The 22,382-nt window shown below is 66.6% G+C and carries 20 protein-coding genes and 1 tRNA gene; 8 read left to right on the forward strand and 13 right to left on the reverse strand.

The features are described 5' to 3' along the window. Positions 1 to 267: 267 nt before the first annotated feature. The 6 genes from JW805_06475 to moaA form a co-directional block, all read right to left on the reverse strand. On the reverse strand, positions 268 to 885 hold the full coding sequence (locus JW805_06475; protein ID MBN2971660.1) for a hypothetical protein: 618 nt from the start codon (positions 883 to 885) through the stop codon (positions 268 to 270). Between the two features lie 145 nt (positions 886 to 1,030). After that, positions 1,031 to 1,552: a hypothetical protein gene (locus JW805_06480; protein ID MBN2971661.1), complete on the reverse strand. Its 522-nt coding sequence runs from the start codon at positions 1,550 to 1,552 to the stop codon at positions 1,031 to 1,033. Continuing rightward, positions 1,549 to 2,565, reverse strand: a complete 1,017-nt coding sequence (locus JW805_06485; protein ID MBN2971662.1) for an adenosine deaminase — start codon at positions 2,563 to 2,565, stop codon at positions 1,549 to 1,551. Before JW805_06485 ends, JW805_06480 begins: the two co-directional genes overlap by 4 nt. Positions 2,566 to 2,627: 62 nt before the next feature. Continuing rightward, positions 2,628 to 2,702, reverse strand: a tRNA-Asn gene (locus tag JW805_06490). A gap of 150 nt (positions 2,703 to 2,852) precedes the next feature. Beyond that, on the reverse strand, positions 2,853 to 3,629 hold the full coding sequence (locus JW805_06495) for an NAD kinase (protein ID MBN2971663.1): 777 nt from the start codon (positions 3,627 to 3,629) through the stop codon (positions 2,853 to 2,855). Continuing rightward, positions 3,626 to 4,618, reverse strand: coding sequence for a GTP 3',8-cyclase MoaA (gene moaA, locus JW805_06500; GenBank protein ID MBN2971664.1), 993 nt, complete (start codon positions 4,616 to 4,618; stop codon positions 3,626 to 3,628). The genes JW805_06495 and moaA overlap by 4 nt, the downstream gene beginning before the upstream one ends. A 241-nt stretch (positions 4,619 to 4,859) precedes the next feature. Here moaA and JW805_06505 point away from each other — a divergent pair, with 241 nt between their 5' ends. Beyond that, on the forward strand, positions 4,860 to 6,374 hold the full coding sequence (locus tag JW805_06505) for an EAL domain-containing protein (protein MBN2971665.1): 1,515 nt from the start codon (positions 4,860 to 4,862) through the stop codon (positions 6,372 to 6,374). Here the strand turns inward: JW805_06505 and JW805_06510 are convergent. The 3 genes from JW805_06510 to JW805_06520 form a co-directional block, all read right to left on the reverse strand. Then, positions 6,362 to 6,913, reverse strand: coding sequence for a GAF domain-containing protein (locus JW805_06510; protein MBN2971666.1), 552 nt, complete (start codon positions 6,911 to 6,913; stop codon positions 6,362 to 6,364). The genes JW805_06505 and JW805_06510 overlap by 13 nt on opposite strands. 97 nt (positions 6,914 to 7,010) lie before the next feature. Then, positions 7,011 to 10,460: a transcription-repair coupling factor gene (gene mfd, locus JW805_06515; GenBank protein ID MBN2971667.1), complete on the reverse strand. Its 3,450-nt coding sequence runs from the start codon at positions 10,458 to 10,460 to the stop codon at positions 7,011 to 7,013. Between the two features lie 123 nt (positions 10,461 to 10,583). Then, on the reverse strand, positions 10,584 to 10,850 hold the full coding sequence (locus tag JW805_06520; protein ID MBN2971668.1) for a succinate dehydrogenase assembly factor 2: 267 nt from the start codon (positions 10,848 to 10,850) through the stop codon (positions 10,584 to 10,586). Between the two features lie 73 nt (positions 10,851 to 10,923). Here JW805_06520 and recG point away from each other — a divergent pair, with 73 nt between their 5' ends. Beyond that, positions 10,924 to 12,984 carry an ATP-dependent DNA helicase RecG gene (gene recG / locus JW805_06525; protein MBN2971669.1) on the forward strand — a complete coding sequence of 687 codons (2,061 nt, stop codon included), beginning with the start codon at positions 10,924 to 10,926 and terminating at the stop codon, positions 12,982 to 12,984. Positions 12,985 to 13,032: 48 nt separating this feature from the next. Then, positions 13,033 to 13,470, forward strand: a complete 438-nt coding sequence (locus tag JW805_06530) for a DMT family transporter (GenBank protein ID MBN2971670.1) — start codon at positions 13,033 to 13,035, stop codon at positions 13,468 to 13,470. Here the strand turns inward: JW805_06530 and JW805_06535 are convergent. Both JW805_06535 and JW805_06540 read right to left on the reverse strand, forming a co-directional pair. Beyond that, the gene (locus JW805_06535) at positions 13,467 to 13,778 is read right to left on the reverse strand and encodes a PilZ domain-containing protein (protein ID MBN2971671.1); all 312 of its coding nucleotides are present in this window, start codon (positions 13,776 to 13,778) and stop codon (positions 13,467 to 13,469) included. The two genes, JW805_06530 and JW805_06535, sit on opposite strands and share 4 nt — an antisense overlap. Before the next feature lie 101 nt (positions 13,779 to 13,879). Then, positions 13,880 to 15,109, reverse strand: a complete 1,230-nt coding sequence (locus JW805_06540) for a tyrosine--tRNA ligase (GenBank protein MBN2971672.1) — start codon at positions 15,107 to 15,109, stop codon at positions 13,880 to 13,882. Positions 15,110 to 15,226: 117 nt separating this feature from the next. Between JW805_06540 and JW805_06545 the strand changes: the two genes are divergently transcribed. The 5 genes from JW805_06545 (at position 15,227) to JW805_06565 (ending at position 20,785) form a co-directional block, all read left to right on the forward strand. After that, positions 15,227 to 15,754 carry a DOMON-like domain-containing protein gene (locus JW805_06545; GenBank protein MBN2971673.1) on the forward strand — a complete coding sequence of 176 codons (528 nt, stop codon included), beginning with the start codon at positions 15,227 to 15,229 and terminating at the stop codon, positions 15,752 to 15,754. Next, positions 15,751 to 16,947: a DUF1343 domain-containing protein gene (locus JW805_06550; GenBank protein ID MBN2971674.1), complete on the forward strand. Its 1,197-nt coding sequence runs from the start codon at positions 15,751 to 15,753 to the stop codon at positions 16,945 to 16,947. The genes JW805_06545 and JW805_06550 overlap by 4 nt, the downstream gene beginning before the upstream one ends. A gap of 142 nt (positions 16,948 to 17,089) precedes the next feature. Then, entirely contained in the window at positions 17,090 to 18,265 is a 1,176-nt protein-coding gene (locus JW805_06555; protein ID MBN2971675.1) for a hypothetical protein, read from the forward strand. Between the two features lie 37 nt (positions 18,266 to 18,302). Continuing rightward, complete coding sequence (locus tag JW805_06560) at positions 18,303 to 19,418, forward strand: DUF2336 domain-containing protein (protein ID MBN2971676.1); 1,116 nt, start codon at positions 18,303 to 18,305, stop codon at positions 19,416 to 19,418. Beyond that, on the forward strand, positions 19,415 to 20,785 hold the full coding sequence (locus JW805_06565) for a HAMP domain-containing histidine kinase (protein MBN2971677.1): 1,371 nt from the start codon (positions 19,415 to 19,417) through the stop codon (positions 20,783 to 20,785). The genes JW805_06560 and JW805_06565 overlap by 4 nt, the downstream gene beginning before the upstream one ends. A 107-nt stretch (positions 20,786 to 20,892) precedes the next feature. Here the strand turns inward: JW805_06565 and JW805_06570 are convergent, their stop codons facing one another. Both JW805_06570 and JW805_06575 read right to left on the reverse strand, forming a co-directional pair. Beyond that, positions 20,893 to 21,096, reverse strand: coding sequence for a hypothetical protein (locus JW805_06570; GenBank protein MBN2971678.1), 204 nt, complete (start codon positions 21,094 to 21,096; stop codon positions 20,893 to 20,895). Position 21,097: 1 nt separating this feature from the next. Then, positions 21,098 to 22,378 (reverse strand): citrate synthase, encoded by a 1,281-nt coding sequence (locus JW805_06575; protein MBN2971679.1) that lies wholly within the window; start codon positions 22,376 to 22,378, stop codon positions 21,098 to 21,100. Positions 22,379 to 22,382: the final 4 nt, after the last annotated feature.

Consider the following 22,382-nt stretch of genomic DNA (forward strand, 5'->3'; position numbering starts at 1 on the left):
GGCGTTGTGAGCTAGCGGGCGTGTCATTAGGCGCGCCCCCCTACCGGCTCAGGGTGAACCGAGTCCCGGAACCGCTCAATCCGACGCTGGCTCGCCCTGAGCATGGAGGAGGGGCATATTACGAACCGCCCGCTCTAAGATGACGGTTCGACGAATGGTGCCGCGACGAGGTCGGCGCTAACGGGCTTCAGTTGCCTCAGGCTCGCAAAAAAAGGCCGCGCACCCCCGGGGGTACGCGGCCCTTTTGTTCTTGGCGGAGCGGCTCCGTTAGCGGCGCCGATCCTCCGGTACGCGAATGGTCGGACCGAGGCGGTCGATCACGTCGCGGGCATCGAAGGCGCGGACATTGTTCGTGGGCTTCGGGCCGCGGCCGACGATGATTTCGGCCATCGCCTCGTAGCGTTCGACGGTGCGGACGTCGACGCCGCTATCCCAGAACGGGCTGCCCCAGAACGGATCCCATGACCGCCAGCCGAAGCCACGACCATAATAGCGCCACGACGGACCCCAGTAACCGAAGCCGCCGAACCCGCCATAGGGGCCCCAGCCGCCGCCGATACCCGGCGTCGTGTAGGTGCGCGTCTGCTTATCGGTGTCGCGATCGGCCATGACGAAATAGTCGTTGCTCGACTGCAGCGTCAGTTCGGCCGCGCGGAACAGCAGGTAACGCTCGACCGTGTCACGCGAGGTATAGCTGTTGCCGGCAAACGATACGCGGAAGCGGTCGCGTTCGATCTGCTGGTCGAAATACCCCGTGCGGTTGAAGCCATAACCGGTAGCCGGTCGATACAGGGTCGGGCTGGCGCACGCCGCCAGCGTGGTCGCGCCGGCCAGCACCGCGGCCATCATCGCCCGGCGTCGAGAAAAGAACGTCTTGGTACGCATTGGAACCTCCACCGGGTCGGTCCCAGACGGACGACCCGCTTGCCTTTTGAAACGTCCCGTCCGGTCATTGGCTCCGCACGGTACGTCTTGGTGCAAACTGTACGCCAGCTTCGCTTTCGCGCGGCTGAACGTGGCGCATTCGCGATCAGGCGATGCGTTCGGGAACCTCCGCCGCGTCATCCAGGATCGCGGTCTTCGGCGCGACGGCCTCCCACGGGAATACGAACCAGTCCTTGGTCACCGTACGGTCGATTCGGCGCCAGGAATACTCGATCCGCTGGTCGGACACGGCATTGTCGACCATCACGGCAAAGCGCACATGTTCGGCATCGGCGCCCGCATCGGCCAGTTGCTGGCGGATCGCGGCGATGGTGCGGCCGGAATCGTTGATGTCTTCGACGAAGACGAGCCGTTCGCCGTCGCGCGTCCGCTTGGCCAGGGTTGCGATCAGCGCGGCGTTGAATTCGGGGATTGGTGTCGAGAAATCGATCGACACCATCGGCAGCCCCGTCGCGTGGCTCAGGAACACCGCCGGCACTAGCCCCCCACGGCCGACACCGACCAGCAACTGCGCCTGCCAGCTATCGGATCGCAACGTCCCTGCCAGCGCAGCGACCGCCGTCAGAAAGTCGTCATGGGTAATCGGCGTGAGGGTCGGCGCGCTCATGCATGCGCCTCCACATAGGCGTCGATCTTCGCCAGATGCTGCGCGACGGTTGCATCGTCTAGGAACGAGCCGAGGAAGCTGTTTCGCGCCAACGTCGCCAACTGGCGCTTGTCCAGAGCACGCCCCTGCGCAGCCGCCCGGAAATTCTCGCCGATGTAGCCGCCGAAATAGGCAGGGTCGTCCGAATTGACTGTGGCGCGCAGGCCAAGGTCCAGCATGCGGTCGATCGGGTGGACGTCGATGGACGGCACGTTGCACAGCTTGACGTTCGACAGCGGGCAGACGGTCAGCGTCATGCCCTGCCGCGCCAGGCGGGCGGTCAGCGCGGGATCTTCCAAGCTGCGGTTGCCGTGGTCGAGCCGGTCGATGTGGAGGAGGTCGAGTGCCTCGACGACATAGTCGGGCGGTCCTTCCTCGCCGGCATGGGCGACCAGTTTCAACCCCTTCGCCCTGGCCGCGGCGAAGACGCGTTCGAACTTCGCCGGTGGGTGGCCGACCTCCGACGAATCGAGCCCGACGCCGGCGATCCGGTCCAGCCAAGGTTCGGCCGCGGCCAATGTCTCGAACGCCGCCTCCTCGCTCAGGTGCCGCAGGAAGCAGAGGATCAATTTGGAGGTGATGCCATGGGTGGCTTCGGCCGCGGCCATGCCGTCGCAAAGCCCCTCGATTACGTCGGCAAAGGGGATGCCGCGATCGGTATGCGTCTGGGGATCGAAGAAAATCTCAGCATGGACGACGCCGTCCGCCGCGACGCGATCGAAATAGGCGGTGGCGAGATCGCGGAAGTCGGCGCGGGTCCGCAAGACGTCGGCGCCGGCGTAGTAGATATCGAGAAAGTCCTGCAGGTTCGAGAAGTCGTACGCCGCGCGAACGTCCTCCACCGAGGCATAGGGAATCGCGACGCCGTTGCGCTTCGCCAGCGCGAACATCAGCTCGGGCTCCAGACTGCCTTCGATATGCAGGTGGAGTTCGGCCTTGGGCAGGCCGGCGATGAAGGAATCGAGGTCGGTCATCCCACGTCCATCGCAACCGCGACGTGTCCACGCAAGTCCGACGATGTGGGGGCATCCCACGCTGGCTCCCTGAGTAGGATTCGAACCTACGGCCGCTCGATTAACAGTCGAGAGCTCTACCGCTGAGCTATCAGGGAACAGCGTGGAGGCGCGCTAATAGCAGTCGTTTCGGGCTTTGCAACCCCGGAATTTCTGCTTTTCGACTTCCGCAGAGCCTCACGTCGTCGGTCGTCGTATTCGCGACGCCAGACGCGCGCGCAAGCGCGGTGAGCATGTCACCGGCCGCGCTACGCGACGAACTGCTCCATCGTGATCCGGTCGTCGAGCGCATGTTCGGGATCGAACAGCAGCGTCAGATCGCGGTTATGGTCGATCGCGATATCGACGCTGGCGACGTCGCGGATCTCGCGCTGGTCGGCGACCGCACTGACAGGGCGCTTGTCCGCCTCCAGCACGGTGATGCTGATCCGCGCCTTTTCGGGCAGGATCGCGCCGCGCCAACGCCGCGGACGGAAGGCGCTGATCGGGGTAAGCGCGATCATCGCCGAACCGAGCGGCAGGATCGGGCCGTTGGCCGAAAGGTTATACGCGGTCGAGCCGGCCGGCGTTGCCGCCAGGATTCCGTCGCAGACCAATTCGGGCAGGACGATGCGATCGTTGACGGTGACTTCCAGCTTCGCTGTCTGACGGGTTTCGCGAAGCAGCGACACCTCGTTGATCGCCGGCAGCACCTTCGTCTGTCCGTCGATTGTCGTTGCCGTCATCGTCAGCGGGGAGACCTTGAACGGCTTGGCGCGCGCAAGACGGCGATCGAGCCCGTCGAGGCGCCATTCGTTCATCAGAAAACCGACGGTGCCAAGATTCATGCCGAACACCGGCACGCTGCGCCGCGATTCGAGCATGGTGTGAAGCGTCTGGAGCATGAAGCCGTCCCCGCCCAACGCGATGATCTGATCGGCGTCCTCGACGGCGACGAATTCATAGGCGTCGGCCAGATCGGCCGCGGCGGCCTGGGCGGGGGCGGTGGGCGACGCGACCAGCGCGCGCCGGACGGGGTCGCTCATCCGCCGGTCACGCTCATGTGGCGACCGACCGCGGGGGCGGCGGCGTCGATGCGGAAGTCATGGCGCGCCGGCTTCAGGGCAAGCGCCGAATCGATCGCCGCGTCGAGCGCATCCACACCGCCGTCACGTAGGGCGGCCTTCAGATCGACTTGGTCCTCATGCCCCAGGCACATGTAGAGTTTGCCCTCGGTGGTCAGGCGGACGCGGTTGCATCCGTCGCAGAAATTGGCCGTCAGCGGCGAAATGAGGCCCAGCCGGGTGCCCCACGGCGTCTGCCAATAGCGCGCAGGACCGCCGGTGCGGTGGTCGTCGCGGGTCAGCGGATAGCGGGTGGATAGTCCGTCGAAGACGCGGGTGAGCGGGACGAAGCGATCGGTGCGATCCTCGTCGATCACGCCCAAGGGCATCGTTTCGATCAGGCTGAGGTCGAAGCCCTGCTCCCCGCACCATTCGAGCATTGCAGGGATCTCGTCCTCGTTCAGCCCGGCGAGTGCGACCATGTTGATCTTGACCGCGATCCCTGCGGCCTTGGCCGCGGCGATGCCTCCCAAAACTTGGGTCACGTCGCCGTGCCGCGTGACGAAGCGGAAAACGTCCGAATCGCGACTGTCGAGGCTGACGTTGATTCGTCGGATGCCGGCGTGGAACAGACGCGGCGCGACGCCAGCCAGCCGGGTCGCGTTCGTCGTCATCGTCAGTTCGTCCAGGCCTGTGCCGACATGCCGCCCCAGCCGGTCGACCAGGTCGACGACGTCACGCCGCACCAGCGGCTCGCCACCGGACAGGCGGATCTTGGTCACCCCGCGCGCGATGAAGCGTTCGGCGATGATCGCGATTTCGTCAAGCGCCAGCAACGCGGGACGGGGGAGGAACGTCATCTGCTCCGCCATGCAATAGCGGCAGCGCAGGTCGCAGCGGTCCGTCACCGACACGCGCAGATAGCTGATGGCGCGACCGAAACGGTCGATCAGGGGGGCAGGGGTGGCCATCGTGGTAACGAAGCTAGGCCTTTGCGAGAGGAGCAACAAGGGGCGGATGCCGGTCGACCTCGCCGTTCGTCATCTCTGAAGGGGCAAGGGAAATTCGAGCTGCGGCAGACAGGTCGTACAGGTTTTCAGGGACGGACAGCGTCCGCGTCCGCGGCGATGACGGATCGGGGGGAGCCTTTCGGAAAATCTCGGATCGGCCGGGTGTCTTTCTTCATCAATTTCGCCGAAGAAGACGAGCGACGTGCCCGATAGTTTCGCCAAGCCCCTTTTCATCCTGTCGTTTCGCCAGCGCGACGAACTGGCGGCGATGGCCGCGCGTGCCGGTTGGCGCCCGATCGCGGCGCGACGGGACGAGGGGCTGGCTGGTCGTGTTACCGCAAGCGGTGCGCAGGTCATCGTGATCGATGCTCGCGGAGCGGCGGATGACGGACTGACGGCGGTCCGCGCGATCGGCGATGTGGCGGACGCCGCCGGCCAGGCCGTTCTGCTGCTGGTATCGCGCAACGACGTCGGGGTGCTGGACGCGGCGCGCGATGCCGGCGCGACACACTTCCTGGTGAGCCCCATCCCTGAAATCGAATTCGCCCAAGCGGTGCGGTATGCCGAGCGATTTGCCGAGCGCGTGTCCGGCGGGCGACCGGTGCGGGAGGCGCGGTGGGTGGCGCCGCTCGGGTGGCGTTATGATCACGCGCGACGCTCGTTACAGGTAACGGGCGAACTCGCCCGTGTGGCCGGCATCGCCGAAGAGGGGCCGGCATCCGCGGCATGGATGCGTCAGTCCCCTGACGTCCGCGTCCGGTTGCGCAACGCCCTCCGGCGCCTGAGATCGAGCGAGTCGACGGCCTTTGCCCACGACCTGCCGGGCCTAGGGCGTGTCGTCGCGCACCTGCAGCGCGACCCGCATACCGGGCGGCTGCACGGACTGGTCGAGCCGATCGGCGAGCCGGACGCGGGCGCCGCGATGCGCGACCTGTTCGGCCGGCGCTCGCGGTCGGTCGCAGCCCTCGCACGCGAACTCCCATCGGCGTTGGCGTCGGGGGAGATCGACGTCGTGTTCCAACCCCAGGTCGATCTGGCGAGCGGGCGGATCACCGGCGTCGAAGCTCTGGCGCGGTGGAACCACCACCGTCTGGGTGAAGTCGGCGCAGAAATCCTGCTCGCCGCAGCCGCGCGAGGTGGTCGGTCGGGCGAGGTGTCGGCTTATCTTCAGGCGCGCGCGCTCTCGGTCGCAGCTGGCTGGCCGAACGCGCTGCGCGCGATCCGGGTCGCGGTCAACGTCGCTGCTGACGATATCGCCGAGGACGGATTCGTCTCTCGCCTGCTCGAACGGATCGACGCGAGCGGTATCGCCCGCGACCGGGTGACGGTGGAGGTGACCGAAAGCGGCCTGATCGAGCGGCTGGACGTCGCTGCTGCCTTGCTGGCGGAGGTTCGGGCGGCCGGGTGCCAGGTCGCGATCGACGATTTCGGGACGGGTTATTCGAGCCTCGCCTATCTGAACGCACTGCCCGTCGACTATCTCAAGCTCGACAAGACGCTGACCGCCGGGATCACGGGCAACGCGCGCGACCGAGTCGTCGTGCGCGGCGTCATCGACATGGCGACGACGCTGGGACTCGACGTGATCGCCGAAGGGGTCGAGACGACCGAGCAGCGCGACCTGCTGGCCGAGGCCGGGTGTCGGCTGTACCAGGGCTATCTATGTGCGCCGGGCGTCGACAGCGCGACGCTGGCGTCGCTGGTTCAGGCGACCTGACGCCCCGCCGACCTGTCGGCAGTCGAATCGATGACCGTCGCGACGGCATCGGCCAGCAGCATCATCCGTTCGATCGCGATCGGGGCGATCGGCTGGGCATCGCGCCAATAGGCGCCCAGGGCATATCGGGGGTCGTCGCGGCCGATCGGTACCACCCCCATGCTGCGCACGAAGGTCGCGAGATAGGCGTTGAGCGGCACGCGCTTGTCCTCGGCGATATCGGGGATGAAGATCGGTGCCCGCGCAAGCAGCGCCTGCCCGGAGACGCAGTTGCGGATCGGAAAACACTGTCCGGCCCAAAGCGGGCTGATCGCGTCCTCGGTCACATAGGCGACCTGATCGCCGTCGCGTCGCACGATCGTGATGCCGTCGCTGCCGATGACGGCGCGGGCGGCGGCCGCCAGCCGCACCAGCGCCTCTTCAGGGCCGGATGCCGTCGCGATGCTCCGCACCGCATCGGCCAGATGCGTGTCCGTGGCGCTTGCTGCCGGTCCGGATGGCGCGGCGTTACGACGGAACGGGTTCCTCACGATCGTCACTCAGTCCCAAGCTAATCCCTTGGGCCCGAAATATATGAAATCGCGACCTTTTGTGCAGAATCATACTGATATCTGTCAGGTGTCGTCCGACGCAGGCCTAGCCGCCTGCGGCCTTCGCCAACCCGCGCGACAGTTGCAGCGCGCCGTGCAACCGCGCCTTGGGATCGGCCCAGACGCGGTTGATGACCAGCTTATGGTCCGGGCGCAGCTTCGCAACCTCGCCCAGCTTGCCGACATAGGCGAGCAGGCCGTCGATGTTCGGGAAGGTGTTTTCATGGAAGGCAACCAGAGCGCCCTTTGGCCCGACGTCGAGCTTCGCGACGCAGGCGCGCTTGGCGTTGAGCTTGATCTCCATGATCCGCAGCAGATTCTCGGTCTCGTCGGGTAGCTTGCCGAACCGGTCGATCATCTCGGCGGCGAACGCTTCCAGCCCCGCGGCCACATCGATCTCGTTGAGGCGGCGATAGAGGCCCATGCGCAGGTCGAGATCAGGGACATAGTCCTCCGGGATCAGGATCGGGGCGTCGATCGTGATCTGCGGGCTGAAGTCGGTCGGCCGCGAGAGCTTGCCGCCAGCCTTCGCCTCCAGAATCGCCTCTTCCAGCATCGACTGGTAGAGTTCGAAGCCGACCTCCTTGATATGGCCCGACTGTTCGTCGCCGAGCAGATTGCCCGCGCCACGCTGATCGAGGTCGTGGCTGGCGAGCTGGAAGCCGGCGCCCAAAGATTCGAGGTCGCTCAGGACCTTCAACCGCTTCTCCGCCGCTTCGGTCATCAGCCGCTCGGGCGGCGAGACCATATAGGCATAGGCGCGCGTCTTCGACCGGCCGACGCGGCCGCGCAGCTGGTACAGCTGAGCGAGGCCGAAGCGGTCGGCGCGGTTGACGATCATGGTGTTGGCGCTCGGAATGTCGATGCCGCTTTCGATAATGCTGGTCGAGACGAGCACTTCGAATTTCTTGTCGTAGAAGGCGGACATCCGCTCCTCGACCTCGCTTGGCGCCATCTGGCCATGGGCGATGACGTAGCGGACTTCCGGAACATGCTCGCGGAAGAATTCCTCGATATCGGGCAGGTCGGCGATGCGGGGGGTGACGAAGAAGCTCTGCCCGCCGCGATAATGTTCGCGCAGGAGGGCTTCGCGCAGCACGACCGGATCCCACGGCATGACATAGGTGCGCACCGCGAGGCGATCGACCGGCGGGGTCTGGATGACCGACAGTTCGCGCAGGCCCGACATTGCCATCTGAAGCGTGCGCGGAATTGGGGTGGCGGTCAGGGTGAGGACGTGGACGTCGGTCTTCAGCGCCTTCAGCCGTTCCTTGTGGGTCACGCCGAACCGCTGTTCCTCGTCGACGATGACCAAGCCGAGGCGCTTAAAATCGATGCCTTTGGCCAGGATCGCGTGGGTGCCGACCACCACGTCGATTTGACCGTTGGCCAGGCCTTCCTTGGTCGCCTTCGTCTCGCTGGCGGTGACAAGGCGACTGAGCCGGCCGACTTTGATCGGGAAGCCGTCGAAGCGGGCGGCGAAGTTATTGTAGTGCTGGCGTGCGAGGAGCGTCGTCGGGCAGACGACCGCGACCTGCATCCCCGCCATCGCCGCGACGAACGCGGCGCGCAGCGCCACTTCGGTCTTGCCGAAGCCGACGTCGCCGACGATCAGTCGGTCCATCGGCGATCCCTTGCCGAGATCGCCCAGCACGTCGTTGATCGCGCGGTCCTGGTCGTCGGTTTCCTCATAGGGGAAGCGATCGACGAAGGTCGCGAAGCCCGATCCATCGGGTTCGGCCACTTCGGCGGGGCGCAGCGCACGTTCGGCGGCGGTGGCGATGAGCTCACCCGCGATTTCGCGGATGCGCTCCTTCATCCGGCTCTTGCGGCGCTGCCACGCCTCGCCGCCCAGCTTGTCCAGCGTCGCGCCGTCCTCGCCAGAGCCGTAGCGGCTGAGGACTTCAAGGTTCTCTACGGGCACGTACAGCTTGTCGCCGCCCGCGTACGTCAGCGCGACGCAGTCGTGCGGGCTCTTGCCGACGGGGATCGAGGTCAGCCCCTCATACCGTCCGATGCCGTGGTCGACGTGGACGACCAGATCGCCGGGCGACAACGTCGCGAGTTCGGCGAGGAAGGCGTCGGCCGACTTGCGGCGCTTGGCGCGGCGGACGAGCCGGTCGCCGAGCATGTCCTGCTCGGTCAACAGCGTGACGTCCGGGGCGGTGAAGCCGTGATCGAGCGGCAGGACGATCAGCGCGGTTGCGCTATCGACGACGCCCAGCGCTTCCTGCCAGGTGTCGACCATGCGCGCGCCGGACAGGCCATGATCCTCGAGCAGGCCCTTCAACCGCTCGCGCGAGCCGGTCGAATAGCTGGCGAGGATGCGCTTGCCCTTCACCGTCTTCAGATGCGCGACGACAGCTTCGTAGACGTTGGCGCCGGCCGATCGCTCGGGCGCGAAGTCACGCGGGCCGTCGATGTTGAATTCCAGGACCGACGCGCTTTCGGGCTCGTGGAAGGGCGTCGTAACGTGTGCGGGCGCGTCGTGCAGTGCCTGCGCCCATTCGTCGGGCAGCAGGTAGAGCGACTTGGTCGGCAGCGGGCGGTAGCTTCCCGGCTCGGCGCCCGAAGCTTTCAGGCGGTTGGCATGATAGTCGGCGATCGCTTCGAACCGCCCCTCCGCCGCGCCCGCGACGCCGGCATCGCGGACGACGACCATGTCGCCAGGCAGATGATCGAACAGCGTTTCCAGCCGCTCCTCGAACAGCGGCAGCCAATGTTCCATGCCGGCCAGACGCCGGCCGTCACTGACCGCCTGATAGAGCGGATCACCGGTCGCGGTCGCGCCGAAGGTCTCGCGGTAGCGGGTGCGGAAGCGTTTGACGCTCTCCTCGTCGAGCAGCGCTTCGGACGCGGGCAGCAGCGTGAAGCCCTTGATGCTGCCGGTCGTCCGCTGATCATGTGGGTCGAAGGTGCGGACCGTCTCGATCTCGTCGCCGAAGAAGTCGAGGCGAAGCGCAGAGTCGGAGCCCGAGGGGAACAGGTCGACGAGCGAGCCGCGCACCGCGAATTCACCCGCATCTGCAACCGATTCGGTGCGGACATAGCCGTTGGCCTGGAGCAGCGTGGACAGCTTTTCGCGGCTGATCCGTTCGCCCGGCGCCAGCGTCGCGACGAGCTGGCGGATGCGGAAGGGCGTCAGCGTGCGCTGGGTCGCAGCATTGGCGGTGGTGACGAGCAGGCGCGGGCGGGCGGCCTTCGCCTGGAGCGCGTGGAGCGTCGCGAGGCGTTCGGACATGACGCGTAGCGTGGGCGACGCGCGATCGTAGGGCAGGCAGTCCCAGGCGGGGAAGGCGAGGACGTCCAGTTCCGGCGCGAAGAAGGTCGCGGTCGACTGCACCGCGCGCATTGCCGCTTCATCGGGCGCGATGAAGCATGCACCGTCGGTCGCCGCTCTCGCGAGGTCGGCCAGGAGCGCGGGAAGGAATCCCGTCGCGACGCCCGCGAGGGTCAGGGGGCGGGGGGCGGAAAGGATCTTGGAGAGGTCGGGCATCGGGTCTCGCTTAAGCCCTCTCCCCTTGAGGGGAGAGGGTTTGGGAGAGGGGGAGGTGTCTCACCGAGACTGGGGCTCGCGGACAGGCCCCTCTCCCAACCCTCTCCCCTGAAGGGGAGAGGGCTATTGTTGAATCGGCACGTACGTCAGCGTCTTCAGGTCATCCATCATCTGGCCCTGCCAACGCTCCGGGACGGCGGCCGCTCCCATCGCCCAAGCCATGATGTCGACGTCCTGTTCCTCCAGAAACGCCTCGAACCAGTCGATCTGCTCGTCCGACCAGCGCGCGCCGTAAGCGTCGAAGAAGCCGCCGACCATCAGGTCCGCTTCCTTGGTGCCGCGGTGCCACGCGCGGAACGCCAAGCGTTTCAGTCTCGTCTCGCGCTCCATGCCCGCGGCTCCATGCAATATTGGCCGACGGCGCTTCAATGCGCGGTCGGCTTGGGGTAGCGGGGACATAGTCATGCGTCCTGACATCCTCAACCCGCTGTTCGCCGAGGTCACCGCGCTGAAGGGCGTGGGGCCGGGGCTTGCCAAGCCGATGGAAAAGCTAGGGCTGCGCCGGGTGGTCGACATCGCCTTCCACCTGCCGACCGGCTACATCGACCGCCTGCCGCGCGAGGAACTGGACGCCGCCGACGCTGGCCGCACGATCGCGATCACGCTAACCCCGGTCGAACACCGCACGGGCAGCAGTCCGCGCAGCCCGACGCGGGTCAGTGCGGTCGACGCGAAGGGCAATTCTGTCTCCCTCGTCTATTTCGGCGGGTCGTCGGGGTGGGTGAAGAAGCTGCTTCCCTTGCACGAGCCGCGGCGGGTGTCGGGAAAGCTGGAGACGTACGGGCAGGACCTCCAGATCGTTCACCCGGACTATGCCGTGCCGCTGGACGAAGCGCCGACGGGGAACGGGCGCGAGGCGATCTATCCGCTGTCGGAAGGGCTGACGTCGCGTCGGCTGGCGGCATTGGTGGCGCAGGCAGTCGAGCGGGCACCGGACCTGCAAGAGTGGGTCGAACCGAGCGTCATCGCGAAGCACGACTGGCCCGCGTGGCGCGAGGCGCTGGCGCGGCTCCATGCCGACCCGTCGGATGCGAAGGCGCGGACGCGGCTCGCCTATGACGAGGTGTTCGCCAATCAGCTCGCGCTGCTGCTGGTCCGTGGTGATGTGCGAGCAAAGCGGGGGCGGGCGCTGGCCGGTGACGGGCGGCTGAGATCGAAGCTCGACCTGCCTTATGCCCCGACCGGTGCGCAATCCCGCACGATCCGCGAGATCGAGGGCGACATGGCGCAGGTGCGGCCGATGTTGCGGCTGCTGCAGGGCGACGTCGGCTCGGGCAAGACACTGGTCGCGCTCAATGCGCTGCTGATCGCGGTCGAGGGCGGGGCGCAGGGCGCATTGCTCGCACCGACTGAAATCCTGGCGCGCCAGCATTACGAGACCTTGTCGCGGCAATTGGCCGGCATCGCGACCGTCGCGATCCTGACCGGTCGCGACAAGGGGCGGGCACGAGAATCGACCCTGATGGGCGTCGCGTCGGGCGAGATCGACATATTGATCGGGACCCACGCAATCTTCCAGCAGGGAGTGACCTATCGGGACCTGGGGCTGGCAGTGGTTGACGAGCAGCATCGCTTCGGTGTCGCGCAGCGGATGATGTTGCAGGCGAAGGCGGAGCGCCCGCCGCACCTGCTGGTTATGACCGCGACGCCGATCCCGCGCACGCTGACGCTTGCCAACTATGGCGAAATGGACGTCAGTCGGCTCGACGAAATGCCACCGGGGCGTGAACCGATCGAAACGCGCGTGATCTCCGAGGACCGGCTCGACGACGTGGTCGACGGCCTTGCACGGCATTTGTCGGGCGGAGGGCAGGCCTATTGGGTGTGTCCGCTGGTCGAGGAGAGTGAGAAATCCGACCTGGCTGCCGCCGAAGCGCGCGCGGAATCGCTGCGCCAGCGCTTCGGTGAACGCGTCGCGCTGGTCCACGGACGGATGAAAGGGCCCGAAAAGGACGCCGAGATGGCGCGTTTTTCATCGGGCCAGGCAGGGGTCCTAGTCGCGACGACGGTGATCGAGGTCGGTGTCGATGTGCCCAACGCGACGCTGATCGTCATCGAACATGCCGATCGTTTTGGCCTGGCGCAGCTCCACCAGTTGCGCGGGCGGGTCGGGCGGGGCGGCGGTCGGTCGGTATGCCTGCTGCTACGTGGGAGCCACCTGAGCGAGACGGCGCGGGCGCGCCTCGCCCTGATGCGCGAGACCAACGACGGTTTCCGTATCGCAGAGGAGGATCTGCGATTGCGCGGGGCGGGCGAACTGCTCGGCACGCGCCAGTCGGGCGAACAGGGGTTTCGCATGGCCACGCCCGAGATGCTCGGCGAACTGCTGCCGATCGCCAACGGCGACGCCCGGCTGCTGATCGACCGCGACGGCGGGCTCCAGGGATCGCGCGGGCAAGCGGCGCGGACGGCGTTGTACCTGTTCGAGCGCGACGCCGCGGTCGGGCTGTTACGCTCGGGATAAAGCCTGATGCTCCCCTTGCCGAGGAGGATTTTGGGGGTAGGCAGCCATATGCACCTCGTCCTTCCCATCCTGCTGACATTCCTTGCCGGTATCGGCGTCGCGGCGCAGGCGCCGACCAATGGCATGCTGGCCAAAGTGTCAGGATCGACGTTGCTCGCCGCGCTGATTTCCTTCGGCGTCGGGACTGTCGCGATCGCCATCGCCTGGGCGGCGAGCGACCGGACGTCGCCGGCAATCCTCCGCGAGGCGCCGGCTTGGGCGTGGCTCGGTGGCATCTACGGCGCGGTCTATGTCGCGACCGCAGCCTATGCTGCGCCGCGGTTAGGCGTCGCGACGATGCTGATGGTCGCGATCGCCGGGCAACTGGCGGCGGCGGTCGTGATCGATCATTTCGGACTGTTCGGCATCCGCGCCGAACCGGTGTCGGTGAGCCGGATCGCAGGCCTGGCGCTGGTGATCACCGGTGTCGTGCTGGTGCGCCGTTAACGCATCAAGGTCGCGAGCAGCTCGTAATAATCGCCCAGCCGGATCGGTTGGGCGAGCTGGCAGCCGATGCGACCGCCCAGCGCCCAACGCACTTCGGCCGGCTGGGTGCCGATGCCCGGCAGCGCAATGCGCAGCGTGTCGCCTTCAGCCATGGCGGAGTCGCAACGTGCCATGAAACCGTTGGGTGAGACGTTGACGATCAGCAGCGGCAGCGTGCGGCCGTCGGCGTGCATCGCGCGAGCGCGGTAATGCACCTCGTCGCGGTCTTCCCGTCGTCCATCGCTCCGCGCCACATTGCCGAAAGGCATCGCCGATCTTCCCACTTCCGCCGTTTCGGGTAGCAGGGGATTAGTAAAGAAGGTCTGTAGAAAAACAGATTTAAATCAGCATTTTGGCACGCCGTCGCGGATCAGCTTGCGCGAACGATACCGTGGTGCTTCTTGCCCGCAGACAGCCGCATGTCGTCAACGACAGTCAGGACAGTGGCTTCGTCCACGATCTTCTCACCATCGACCCGCGCGCCGCCGCCCGCAATCAGCCGCCGCGCCTCGCCCTTCGACTTGGCGAAGCCCAGCGCGATCAGTGCATCTACCACCGAAATGCTGCCGCCCGGCGCATCGACCGTCGGCAGGGCCGCGCCGGAGGCGCCTTCCTCGAACGTCTTGCGCGCGGTTTCGGCAGCTTCGTCGGCAGCCGCGCGCCCACGGCACATCGCGGTGGCTTCCGTCGCCAGCACTTTCTTCGCCTCGTTGATCTCGGCGCCTTCGAGCGATTCGAGACGGGCGATCTCATCGAGCGGCAGGTCGGTGAAGAGGCGGAGGAAGCGGCCGACGTCGCGGTCGTCGGTATTGCGCCAGAACTGCCAGTAATCGAAATGCGACAGCTGGTCTTCGTGCAGCCACACCGCACCCGACACGGTCTTGCCCATCTTCACGCCGTCCGCCGTCGTCAGCAGCGGCGTGGTAACGCCGTAGACCTCGGTCCCGTCCATCCGGCGCGCGAGTTCGACGCCGTTGACGATATTCCCCCACTGGTCGCTGCCGCCCATCTGAAGCCGAACGCCCTGGCGCTTGGCGAGCTCGCGGAAGTCGTAGCCCTGGAGGATCATGTAGTTGAACTCGAGGAAGCTGAGCGACTGTTCGCGGTCGAGCCGCAGCTTCACCGAATCGAAGCTGAGCATGCGGTTCACGCTGAAATGCTGGCCGACCTCGCGCAGAAAGGGGATGTATTCCAGCTTGTCCAGCCAGTCGGCGTTGTTGACCATCACCGCGTCGCTGGGGCCATCGCCGAAGGTCAGGAAGCGGTCGAAGATGCGCTGAATGCCGGCGATGTTGGCGGCGATGACGTCGTCCGACGCCAGCTTGCGCGCTTCGTCCTTGAACGACGGATCGCCGATCTTTCCGGTCCCGCCGCCCATCAGTACGATCGGTTTGTGCCCCGCCTGTTGCAGGCGGCGCAGGAGCATGATCTGGACCAGGCTGCCAACGTGCAGCGACGGCGCGGTCGGATCGAAGCCGATATAGCCCGGCACGACCTGCTTCGCGGCCAGCGCGTCGAGCGCGGCGGCATCGGTCACCTGATGAATGTACCCGCGTTCTGACAGGAGGCGGAGCAGGTCGGAGCGATATTCGGTAGCCATAGCGGAGCGCCCTCTAACCGTTCGGATTGCGCTTGTCGAAGCCCTGTCCTTCGGGTGCGTGCGTTGGCAGAAGGGGCGGGGCAACACTTCGACAGGCGCAGTACGAACGGGGCTGGTGTGATCTACGAACTCAACTGTCATCCCGATACGCCCGCCAGGAACGTCCGGGCGCTCAAGGTCGAGTGTACGATGACCGATGCGTCGGACGTACTGCTGGCTTTCGCCGTCGATGGCTTCGATTGGCTTTATCTTCCCGAGTTGACGACACCGACGCGGGCTGACGAGCTCTGGCGTACCACGTGTTTCGAGATGTTTTGGAAGCCGATTGGCGGGACGGCGTATTACGAGTTCAACCTGTCGCCTTCGTTGCAGTGGGCAGCCTATGCGTTTGACGGTTATCGCGACGGCATGATGGATTTGCCGCTCGCGATCGATCCGGTGATCGCGCGTATGGCGGACGGCATCGAGGCTGACGTTGATCTTTCGACCGTGCCGCCCGGACCCGCGCACATCGCCCTGACCGCCGTTATCGAGGAAATCGACGGCACCAAATCCTACTGGTCGCTCGCGCATCCGCCCGGCGGGCCGGATTTCCATCATCCCGATTGCTTTGCGCTGAAAGTCCCGGCAGGCAGAAGCGCATGAAATTCGGCATCGATCGCCTCCTGTCCGACCCTGAGCTGTTGAAAACGCTCGATGGCCGCCGCGTGGCGCTGCTTGCACACCCCGCGTCCGTTACTGCGGACCTGACGCATTCGCTCGACGCGCTGGTCGCGAGCGGGGTGCAGGTGACTGCCGCCTTCGGGCCGCAGCACGGCCTGCGCGGCGACAAGCAGGACAATATGATGGAATCGCCGGATTTCGACGATCCCGTCCACGGCATCCCCGTCTTCAGCCTTTATGGCGAGGTGCGCCGGCCGACTGGGCAGTCGATGCACACGTTCGACGTGATGCTGGTCGATCTGCAGGATCTCGGCTGCCGCATCTACACCTTCATCACGACACTGCTCTACGTGCTCGAGGCGGCGGCCGAGCATGGCAAGGAGGTTTGGGTGCTCGACCGGCCCAACCCCGCCGGGCGGCCAATCGAGGGTCTGACGCTGCTGCCGGGTTGGGAGAGCTTCGTCGGGGCGGGGCCGATGCCGATGCGGCACGGGCTGACGCTCGGCGAACTCGGGCGCTGGTTCATCGATCACTACAAGCTCAACGTCGCGTATCGTGTGATCGCGATGGAGGGCTATGCGCCCGACGCCGCGCCGGGCTTCGGGTGGCCGACCGATCGCATCTGGATCAACCCCAGCCCGAACGCGCCAAACCTCAACATGGCGCGCGCCTATGCGGGTACGGTGATGCTCGAGGGCACGACGCTCAGTGAAGGGCGGGGGACGACGCGGCCGCTCGAGCTGTTCGGCGCGCCCGACATCGATGCGCGCGCGGTGCTGGCCGAAATGCGGCGGACGGGGCCGGAGTGGCTTAATGGATGCGTCCTGCGCGACGTGAGCTTCGAGCCGACGTTCCACAAGCATGTCCACCAGCTGTGTGCCGGCCTGCACATCCATGCCGAAGGGGCGGCCTATGATCACGACGCGTTCAAGCCGTGGCGGTTGCAGGCGCTCGCGTTCAAGGCGATCCGCACGCTCTACCCGGGTTACCCGCTGTGGCGCGACTTTCCGTATGAATATGTGTTCGACAAGCTGGCGATCGACGTCATCAACGGCGGACCGGGGTTGCGGGAATGGGTCGACGACGCGGGGGCGCAGCCGGGGGATCTCGATGCGCTGACGCAGCCGGACGAAGCGGCGTGGGAGGACGCGCGGCGCGCGTATCTGCTGTACTGATGCGCGCATCACCCCCTCGTTCGTCATTCCCCCGGAAGCGGGGATCAATAGTCGCTGGTTTCGCGGATAGAGCCTTGAGCTCAGCCACAATCTATTCCCGCGTTCGCGGGAATGCCGATGGTTGGTGCGCGGGAGGCGCCCCATGTTGACCGGCCTGATCTTCGCGACCGAAGATGCCGAGGACCGTCCCGATGCGCTTGCGGCGACGCTGCCGTTCGGCGGGGCGACGCTGATCGAATATCAGGCGCGGTTGCTGGCGGCGGTGGGCGTCAGTCACCTGCTGGTCGCCGTGTCGCGCGTGACCCCGGCGTTGCTCGGCGCGACGAGCCGGATCGCCAGCCGCGGCGTGACGGTCGACGTGGTGCGGTCGGCGGAGGAGGCGACCGCAAAGGTCCATCCGCTGGCGCAGGTCATCGTCGTCGCCGACGGTCTGGTCACGACCGACGCCGTCATCGAATGGCTGGCGTCCGAAACCCACGAAGCGCTGCTTGTCACTCGCGATGGCGACGGCAGTGGCGGGATCGAGCGTGTCGACAATTCGCACAGCTGGGCAGGGCTCGCGCGTGTCCCGGCGGGGCGACTGGCCGATGTCGCCTCGCTTCCCGCCGATTACGACTTTCAATCGACATTGCTGCGCCAGACGGTTGCGGCGCGGGCGGTGCAGTTATTGCTGCCGCCTGCGACCGGCCGGACGCGTCACGGTGTCGAGCGGAACTCGGCGGCGTTGCTGCGACGGTCGAAGTCGGTGCTGGCGGCCCTCGGCGATCGGCGAACGGCATGGACCGACCGGTTCATCTTTACGCCGATTACCGGCTGGACTTTGCCGTATCTGGTTGCTCGGGGCGTTCCGGCCTGGGCGGTCACGGCGGCGGGTGGGGTCGCGGGCATCGCCGCAGTCGCACTGCTCGTAACGATGATGCCCGCGGCAGGGATCGCGGTCAGCCTGATCGGCATGGCAGCCCTGTCGACGGGATCGATGCTCAGCTGGCTGCGCGGCGAGGACCGGTTGGCGCGCACGCAGGAGCGCTCCATTCAGGGGCTGGCGGCAGCGGTGGTGCTGCTGGCCGGTGTCGACGCGATGCGCACGAGCGGCGACGGCACCGGACTTGCCCTTGCGCTCACGACGATTGCCTTGGCCGTGCTGTTGGAACGCGCGCCCGTTCCGCGGCGACGCTGGTGGGCGACGCCCGCAGCGCATCCACTGATCCTGCTGCCGTCGGCGGTTGCCGGCTATCCGGTCGTCGGTCTGGCTGTCTCCGCGCTGTATGCGCTGATTTCCCTCGGCGCAGCGATTGAGGCGATTCGCGAAAAGCCTTAGGGCCGCTTTAACGACGGCGCGGCTAGACCGGGAAACAATGACGGACGCTTCCGCCATCACGCATAAGGCGCAGGGCGCCGGGGTGCGGGCTTTGCTGGCCCGCGCCGCCGGGGCCGATTCGCGCGCCCGTATCGCGCTCAATGCGTCGATCACCGATGCCTTCCTGCCAGCCGAAGGGCGGTTGGACGACCGGACCCGCGCCGCTCTCGCCGCGCTGGTTGAAGCGATGGTCGGCGTGGTCGAAGGCGAACTGACCGAATATTCGATACGCTTGCTCAGTACGCGCGGCGCGCGCACGGCGGCGGAGCGTCTGACCGACAAGCCGGCGCCGGTCGCCGAACGCCTGGCCGCGGCGGGCCTGCTGCGCGATCCGGATTTCGCGGCTGAGTGCCTGTCGCGGGTACAGCTCGAACTGCTGACCATGGGGTTGCCCGCCGACGCAGGTGCCGACGCCGATGCGCCGAGCTTGCTTGCGCGCCTCGCCCAAAGCTCAGACCGTGTCGTTGCCACCGCGGCGGCAGCAACGATGATCGGCGAAAGCCAGAGGCGACAGGTGAGCGAGGGCCGGGGGCTGACCGGCACCGGTCTGCCGGCCGCGCTCCACGCGCGGCTCGTCTGGTGGGTGGCCGCCGCTCTGCGCGATCGTGCTAGCGACGGCCTGGCCGATCCGGCGCCGCTCGACCGCGCGATTGCCGAAGCGGCGCTGCGCAACATCGCGGCACATGATGGTGACGATCGTGTCGAAGCCACAGCGATGCGATTGGCCGAGGCGGTCGATGCTCAACCGGCCGAGCTGCCTGCGCTGCTCGATGAGATCCTGCGCGACCGACGCCTGACCGTGCTCGCGGCCTTCATCGCCCACGCGCTCGGGGGGCGCTATGAGCTCGGCCGCGAGTTGCTGGTCGATCCCTTAGGTGACCGGCTATGGCTGGTGCTGCGTGCGCTGAACGTGCCGCGCGAGACGATCGCGCGCCTCGGTTTCCACCTCTGCGAGGCCGATCCCCGCCGCGATGTCGATGCCTTTGCCGACGCGCTCGACCTGGCGGCGAGCATTGATCCGGCTACTGCGCGACTGGCGGTGGCCCCGCTGAGCCTGCATCCCGATTTCCGTGCGGCGCTCCTGGCGCTCGATGCGTTGAAGGACGTGCGATGAACGCCGTCGACCCGCTTCTCCATCCGATCGTCGCGCGCTGTGATGCCGAAGGACGCCTGATGCAGGCCGACCCGCGCTTCCTTGCGCTCGTCGACCGCGCGGGCGGTGCGATTGGCGGCGATATCGCGCTGCCCGAAGTCGCGGCCCTGGCGCGACTCGCCCGGCGACTGGGGATCGCGATCGCGCGTGCCGTCGTCGTCGCCGACGGGGACGATGATCTGGAGCTGTCGGTCCGCGCCGAGCCCGATGCCGAGGGCGTGACCCTGATCATCGGCGGCTGGCAAGCGCGGCCATCCTGGCGACCGTCGGACGAACGCGGGTCGTTTCGTGGCGTCGAGGCGGACTGGCTGTGGGAAAGCGACGCTGCGTTGCGCCTGACCCATGTCACGCCAGACGCGGGCACACGCTACGGTTTCGACGCCGCGGCGATCCTCGGCCAGCCGCTGGTCAAGCTTTTTGCGCTCGCCGAAGACGGTGAGGGCGCCTTTCCGATCCTGGGCGCCGTCGCCGCGCAGATGCGGTTCGACGCGCAGGAGGCGGAGATCCGCGGAACGGGACGCCGCGTGATGCTGTCTGCCGAGCCCCGAATCGACGCTCGCGGTCGCTTTGCCGGCTTCGCCGGCGGCGTGACGATGCTCGACGCGTCCCCGGCCGAGGCGGCAGAACCCGTCACCGATGCCGAGCCAGCCACGGCTTTCGCCGCCGGCTTCGGCGAACAGCTCGACAAATCGCTGCGCCGGCCACTCGAGCGGATCATCGCCAACGCCAGCAGCATGAGCGCGGGCGTCGATGGACCGATCGCCGAGCGCTACTCGGGCTATGCCGACGACATTGCGAGCGCCGGACGCCATCTGCTCGGTCTGGTCGACGATCTGGTCGATCTGGAGGCTGTCGAACGTGCCGACTTCATCGTCGATGCCGAACCGCTCGACCTCGCCGACGTCGCGCGCCGTGCGGCGGGTCTGCTTGCCGTGCGCGCCTCCGAGGGTGATGTGCGGATCGATCGCCCTGCGGCGGACGAAAGCCAGCCGGCTACCGGCGACTTCCGTCGCTCGCTGCAAGTCCTGGTCAACCTGATCGGCAATGCCGTGCGCTATTCACCGCGGGGGGGAAGCGTGTGGGTGCGGATCACGCAGGATGACACCCACGCCTGCGTGATCGTCGCCGACCAGGGCAAGGGCATCGCGGAACCCGACCAGGCGATGATTTTCGAGAAATTCGGTCGCGTCGACCCGACCGAGCCGGGTGGCAGCGGCCTGGGTCTTTACATCTCGCGGCGTCTGGCGCGGGCGATGGGCGGAGATATCACGGTCGACAGCGCGCCCGGCGCGGGCGCGCGGTTCCTGTTCACGTTGCCGTTGGGCTAGAGCGTACGCCTAATCCCTAACCGCTAAACATTCGTCCCGATCCAGGTCGGGGGGGGGCGTCGTTCGCAGGCTTCTCGGCTTTCCCCGGAACGCGTGGAGGCAAGGGATCAGCGCCGTACTCTACGCCGCGCGTAGAGTATCAGTATCAGACCAAGTACCGCCAGCACCGATCCGCGCGTGATCCATGGCCGCTGGTCGATCATGAAGCTTGACTGCGGCCAGCGGACCCATCCGAGTCCCTGGCCGACCCACAGCATCCCCATCGCGAAGGCCATCAGGCCGATGGCGATGAGGATGCGGCGTCGCGTCATCTCAGCGCTGGCCGATCGGAACGTAGGGACGCTCGGTCGGGCCGGTGTAGAGCTGGCGCGGACGGCCGATCTTCTGCTCTGGGTCCGAGATCATCTCGTTCCACTGTGCGACCCAGCCGACGGTGCGGGCGAGCGCGAACAGCACGGTGAACATCGTCGTCGGGAAACCGATCGCCGACAGGATGACGCCCGAATAGAAGTCGACGTTCGGGAACAGCTTCTTCTCGATGAAGTAATCGTCGCTCAGCGCGATCTCTTCGAGGCGCAGCGCGGTTTCGAACAGCGGATCCGACACGTTCAGCGCCTCGAACACTTCGCGCACGGTCTTCTGCATCACCGTCGCACGCGGGTCGTAGTTCTTATAAACGCGGTGGCCGAAGCCCATCAGGCGGAACGGATCGTTCTTGTCCTTGGCGCGGGCGATATATTCCGGAATCCGATCCGGCGTGCCGATCTCGCGCAGCATGTTGAGCGCGGCTTCATTGGCGCCGCCATGCGCCGGACCCCATAGGCAGGCGATGCCCGCTGCGATGCACGCGAACGGATTGGCGCCCGACGAACCGGCGAGACGCACGGTCGAGGTCGATGCGTTCTGCTCGTGATCGGCATGCAGGATGAAGATACGGTCCATCGCGCGTTCGACCGCCGGGTTGACCTCATATTCCTCGGCCGGAACACCGAAGGTCATGCGCAGGAAGTTGCCCGCGTAGGACAGGTCGTTCTTCGGATAGAGGAACGGCTGACCGACGCTGTACTTGTACGCCATCGCCGCGATCGTCGGCATCTTGGCGATCAGCCGGTGCGACGCGATCATGCGCTGATGCGGATCCGAGATGTCGGTCGAATCATGATAGAAGGCCGACAATGCGCCGACCACACCGCACATCACCGCCATCGGGTGCGCGTCGCGACGGAAGCCGCGGTAGAAGGTCGCCAACTGCTCGTGCAGCATCGTGTGGCGGCTGATCGTGTAGGTGAACTTATCGAGTTCGTCCTGGCTCGGCAGTTCGCCGTTCAGCAGCAGATAGCTGACTTCCATGAACGACGAATGTTCGGCCAGCTCGCCGATCGGGTAGCCGCGGTGGAGCAGCACGCCCTGGTCGCCGTCGATGTAGGTCAGCGCCGATTCGCACGACGCGGTGCTGGTGAAGCCGGGGTCGTAGGTGAACATTCCCGACTTCGCGTACAGCTTGCGAATGTCGATGACGTCCGGACCGACGCTGCCCGACAGCACCGGATAGTCGCCGTCGCCGATCTTGATGCTGGTATCGGTCACTCGCAAAGCT

Source organism: Roseomonas aeriglobus (assembly GCA_016937575.1).
In the GTDB taxonomy this organism is placed as follows: domain Bacteria; phylum Pseudomonadota; class Alphaproteobacteria; order Sphingomonadales; family Sphingomonadaceae; genus Sphingomonas; species Sphingomonas aerigloba.

Bases quoted from the DNA above. Each gene is read 5' to 3' on its own strand.
- JW805_06565 (MBN2971677.1), top strand. From the start codon at position 19,415: ATGAACGCCGTCGACCCGCTTCTCCATCCGATCGTCGCGCGCTGTGAT.
- recG (MBN2971669.1), top strand. From the start codon at position 10,924: ATGCGTCCTGACATCCTCAACCCGCTGTTCGCCGAGGTCACCGCGCTG.
- JW805_06570 (MBN2971678.1), bottom strand. From the start codon at position 21,096: ATGACGCGACGCCGCATCCTCATCGCCATCGGCCTGATGGCCTTCGCG.
- JW805_06535 (MBN2971671.1), bottom strand. From the start codon at position 13,778: ATGCCTTTCGGCAATGTGGCGCGGAGCGATGGACGACGGGAAGACCGC.
- mfd (MBN2971667.1), bottom strand. From the start codon at position 10,460: ATGCCCGACCTCTCCAAGATCCTTTCCGCCCCCCGCCCCCTGACCCTC.
- JW805_06475 (MBN2971660.1), bottom strand. From the start codon at position 885: ATGCGTACCAAGACGTTCTTTTCTCGACGCCGGGCGATGATGGCCGCG.
- JW805_06560 (MBN2971676.1), top strand. From the start codon at position 18,303: ATGACGGACGCTTCCGCCATCACGCATAAGGCGCAGGGCGCCGGGGTG.
- JW805_06480 (MBN2971661.1), bottom strand. From the start codon at position 1,552: ATGAGCGCGCCGACCCTCACGCCGATTACCCATGACGACTTTCTGACG.
- JW805_06495 (MBN2971663.1), bottom strand. From the start codon at position 3,629: ATGAGCGACCCCGTCCGGCGCGCGCTGGTCGCGTCGCCCACCGCCCCC.
- JW805_06540 (MBN2971672.1), bottom strand. From the start codon at position 15,109: ATGGCTACCGAATATCGCTCCGACCTGCTCCGCCTCCTGTCAGAACGC.
- JW805_06550 (MBN2971674.1), top strand. From the start codon at position 15,751: ATGAAATTCGGCATCGATCGCCTCCTGTCCGACCCTGAGCTGTTGAAA.
- moaA (MBN2971664.1), bottom strand. From the start codon at position 4,618: ATGGCCACCCCTGCCCCCCTGATCGACCGTTTCGGTCGCGCCATCAGC.
- JW805_06520 (MBN2971668.1), bottom strand. From the start codon at position 10,850: ATGGAGCGCGAGACGAGACTGAAACGCTTGGCGTTCCGCGCGTGGCAC.
- JW805_06555 (MBN2971675.1), top strand. From the start codon at position 17,090: ATGTTGACCGGCCTGATCTTCGCGACCGAAGATGCCGAGGACCGTCCC.
- JW805_06485 (MBN2971662.1), bottom strand. From the start codon at position 2,565: ATGACCGACCTCGATTCCTTCATCGCCGGCCTGCCCAAGGCCGAACTC.
- JW805_06530 (MBN2971670.1), top strand. From the start codon at position 13,033: ATGCACCTCGTCCTTCCCATCCTGCTGACATTCCTTGCCGGTATCGGC.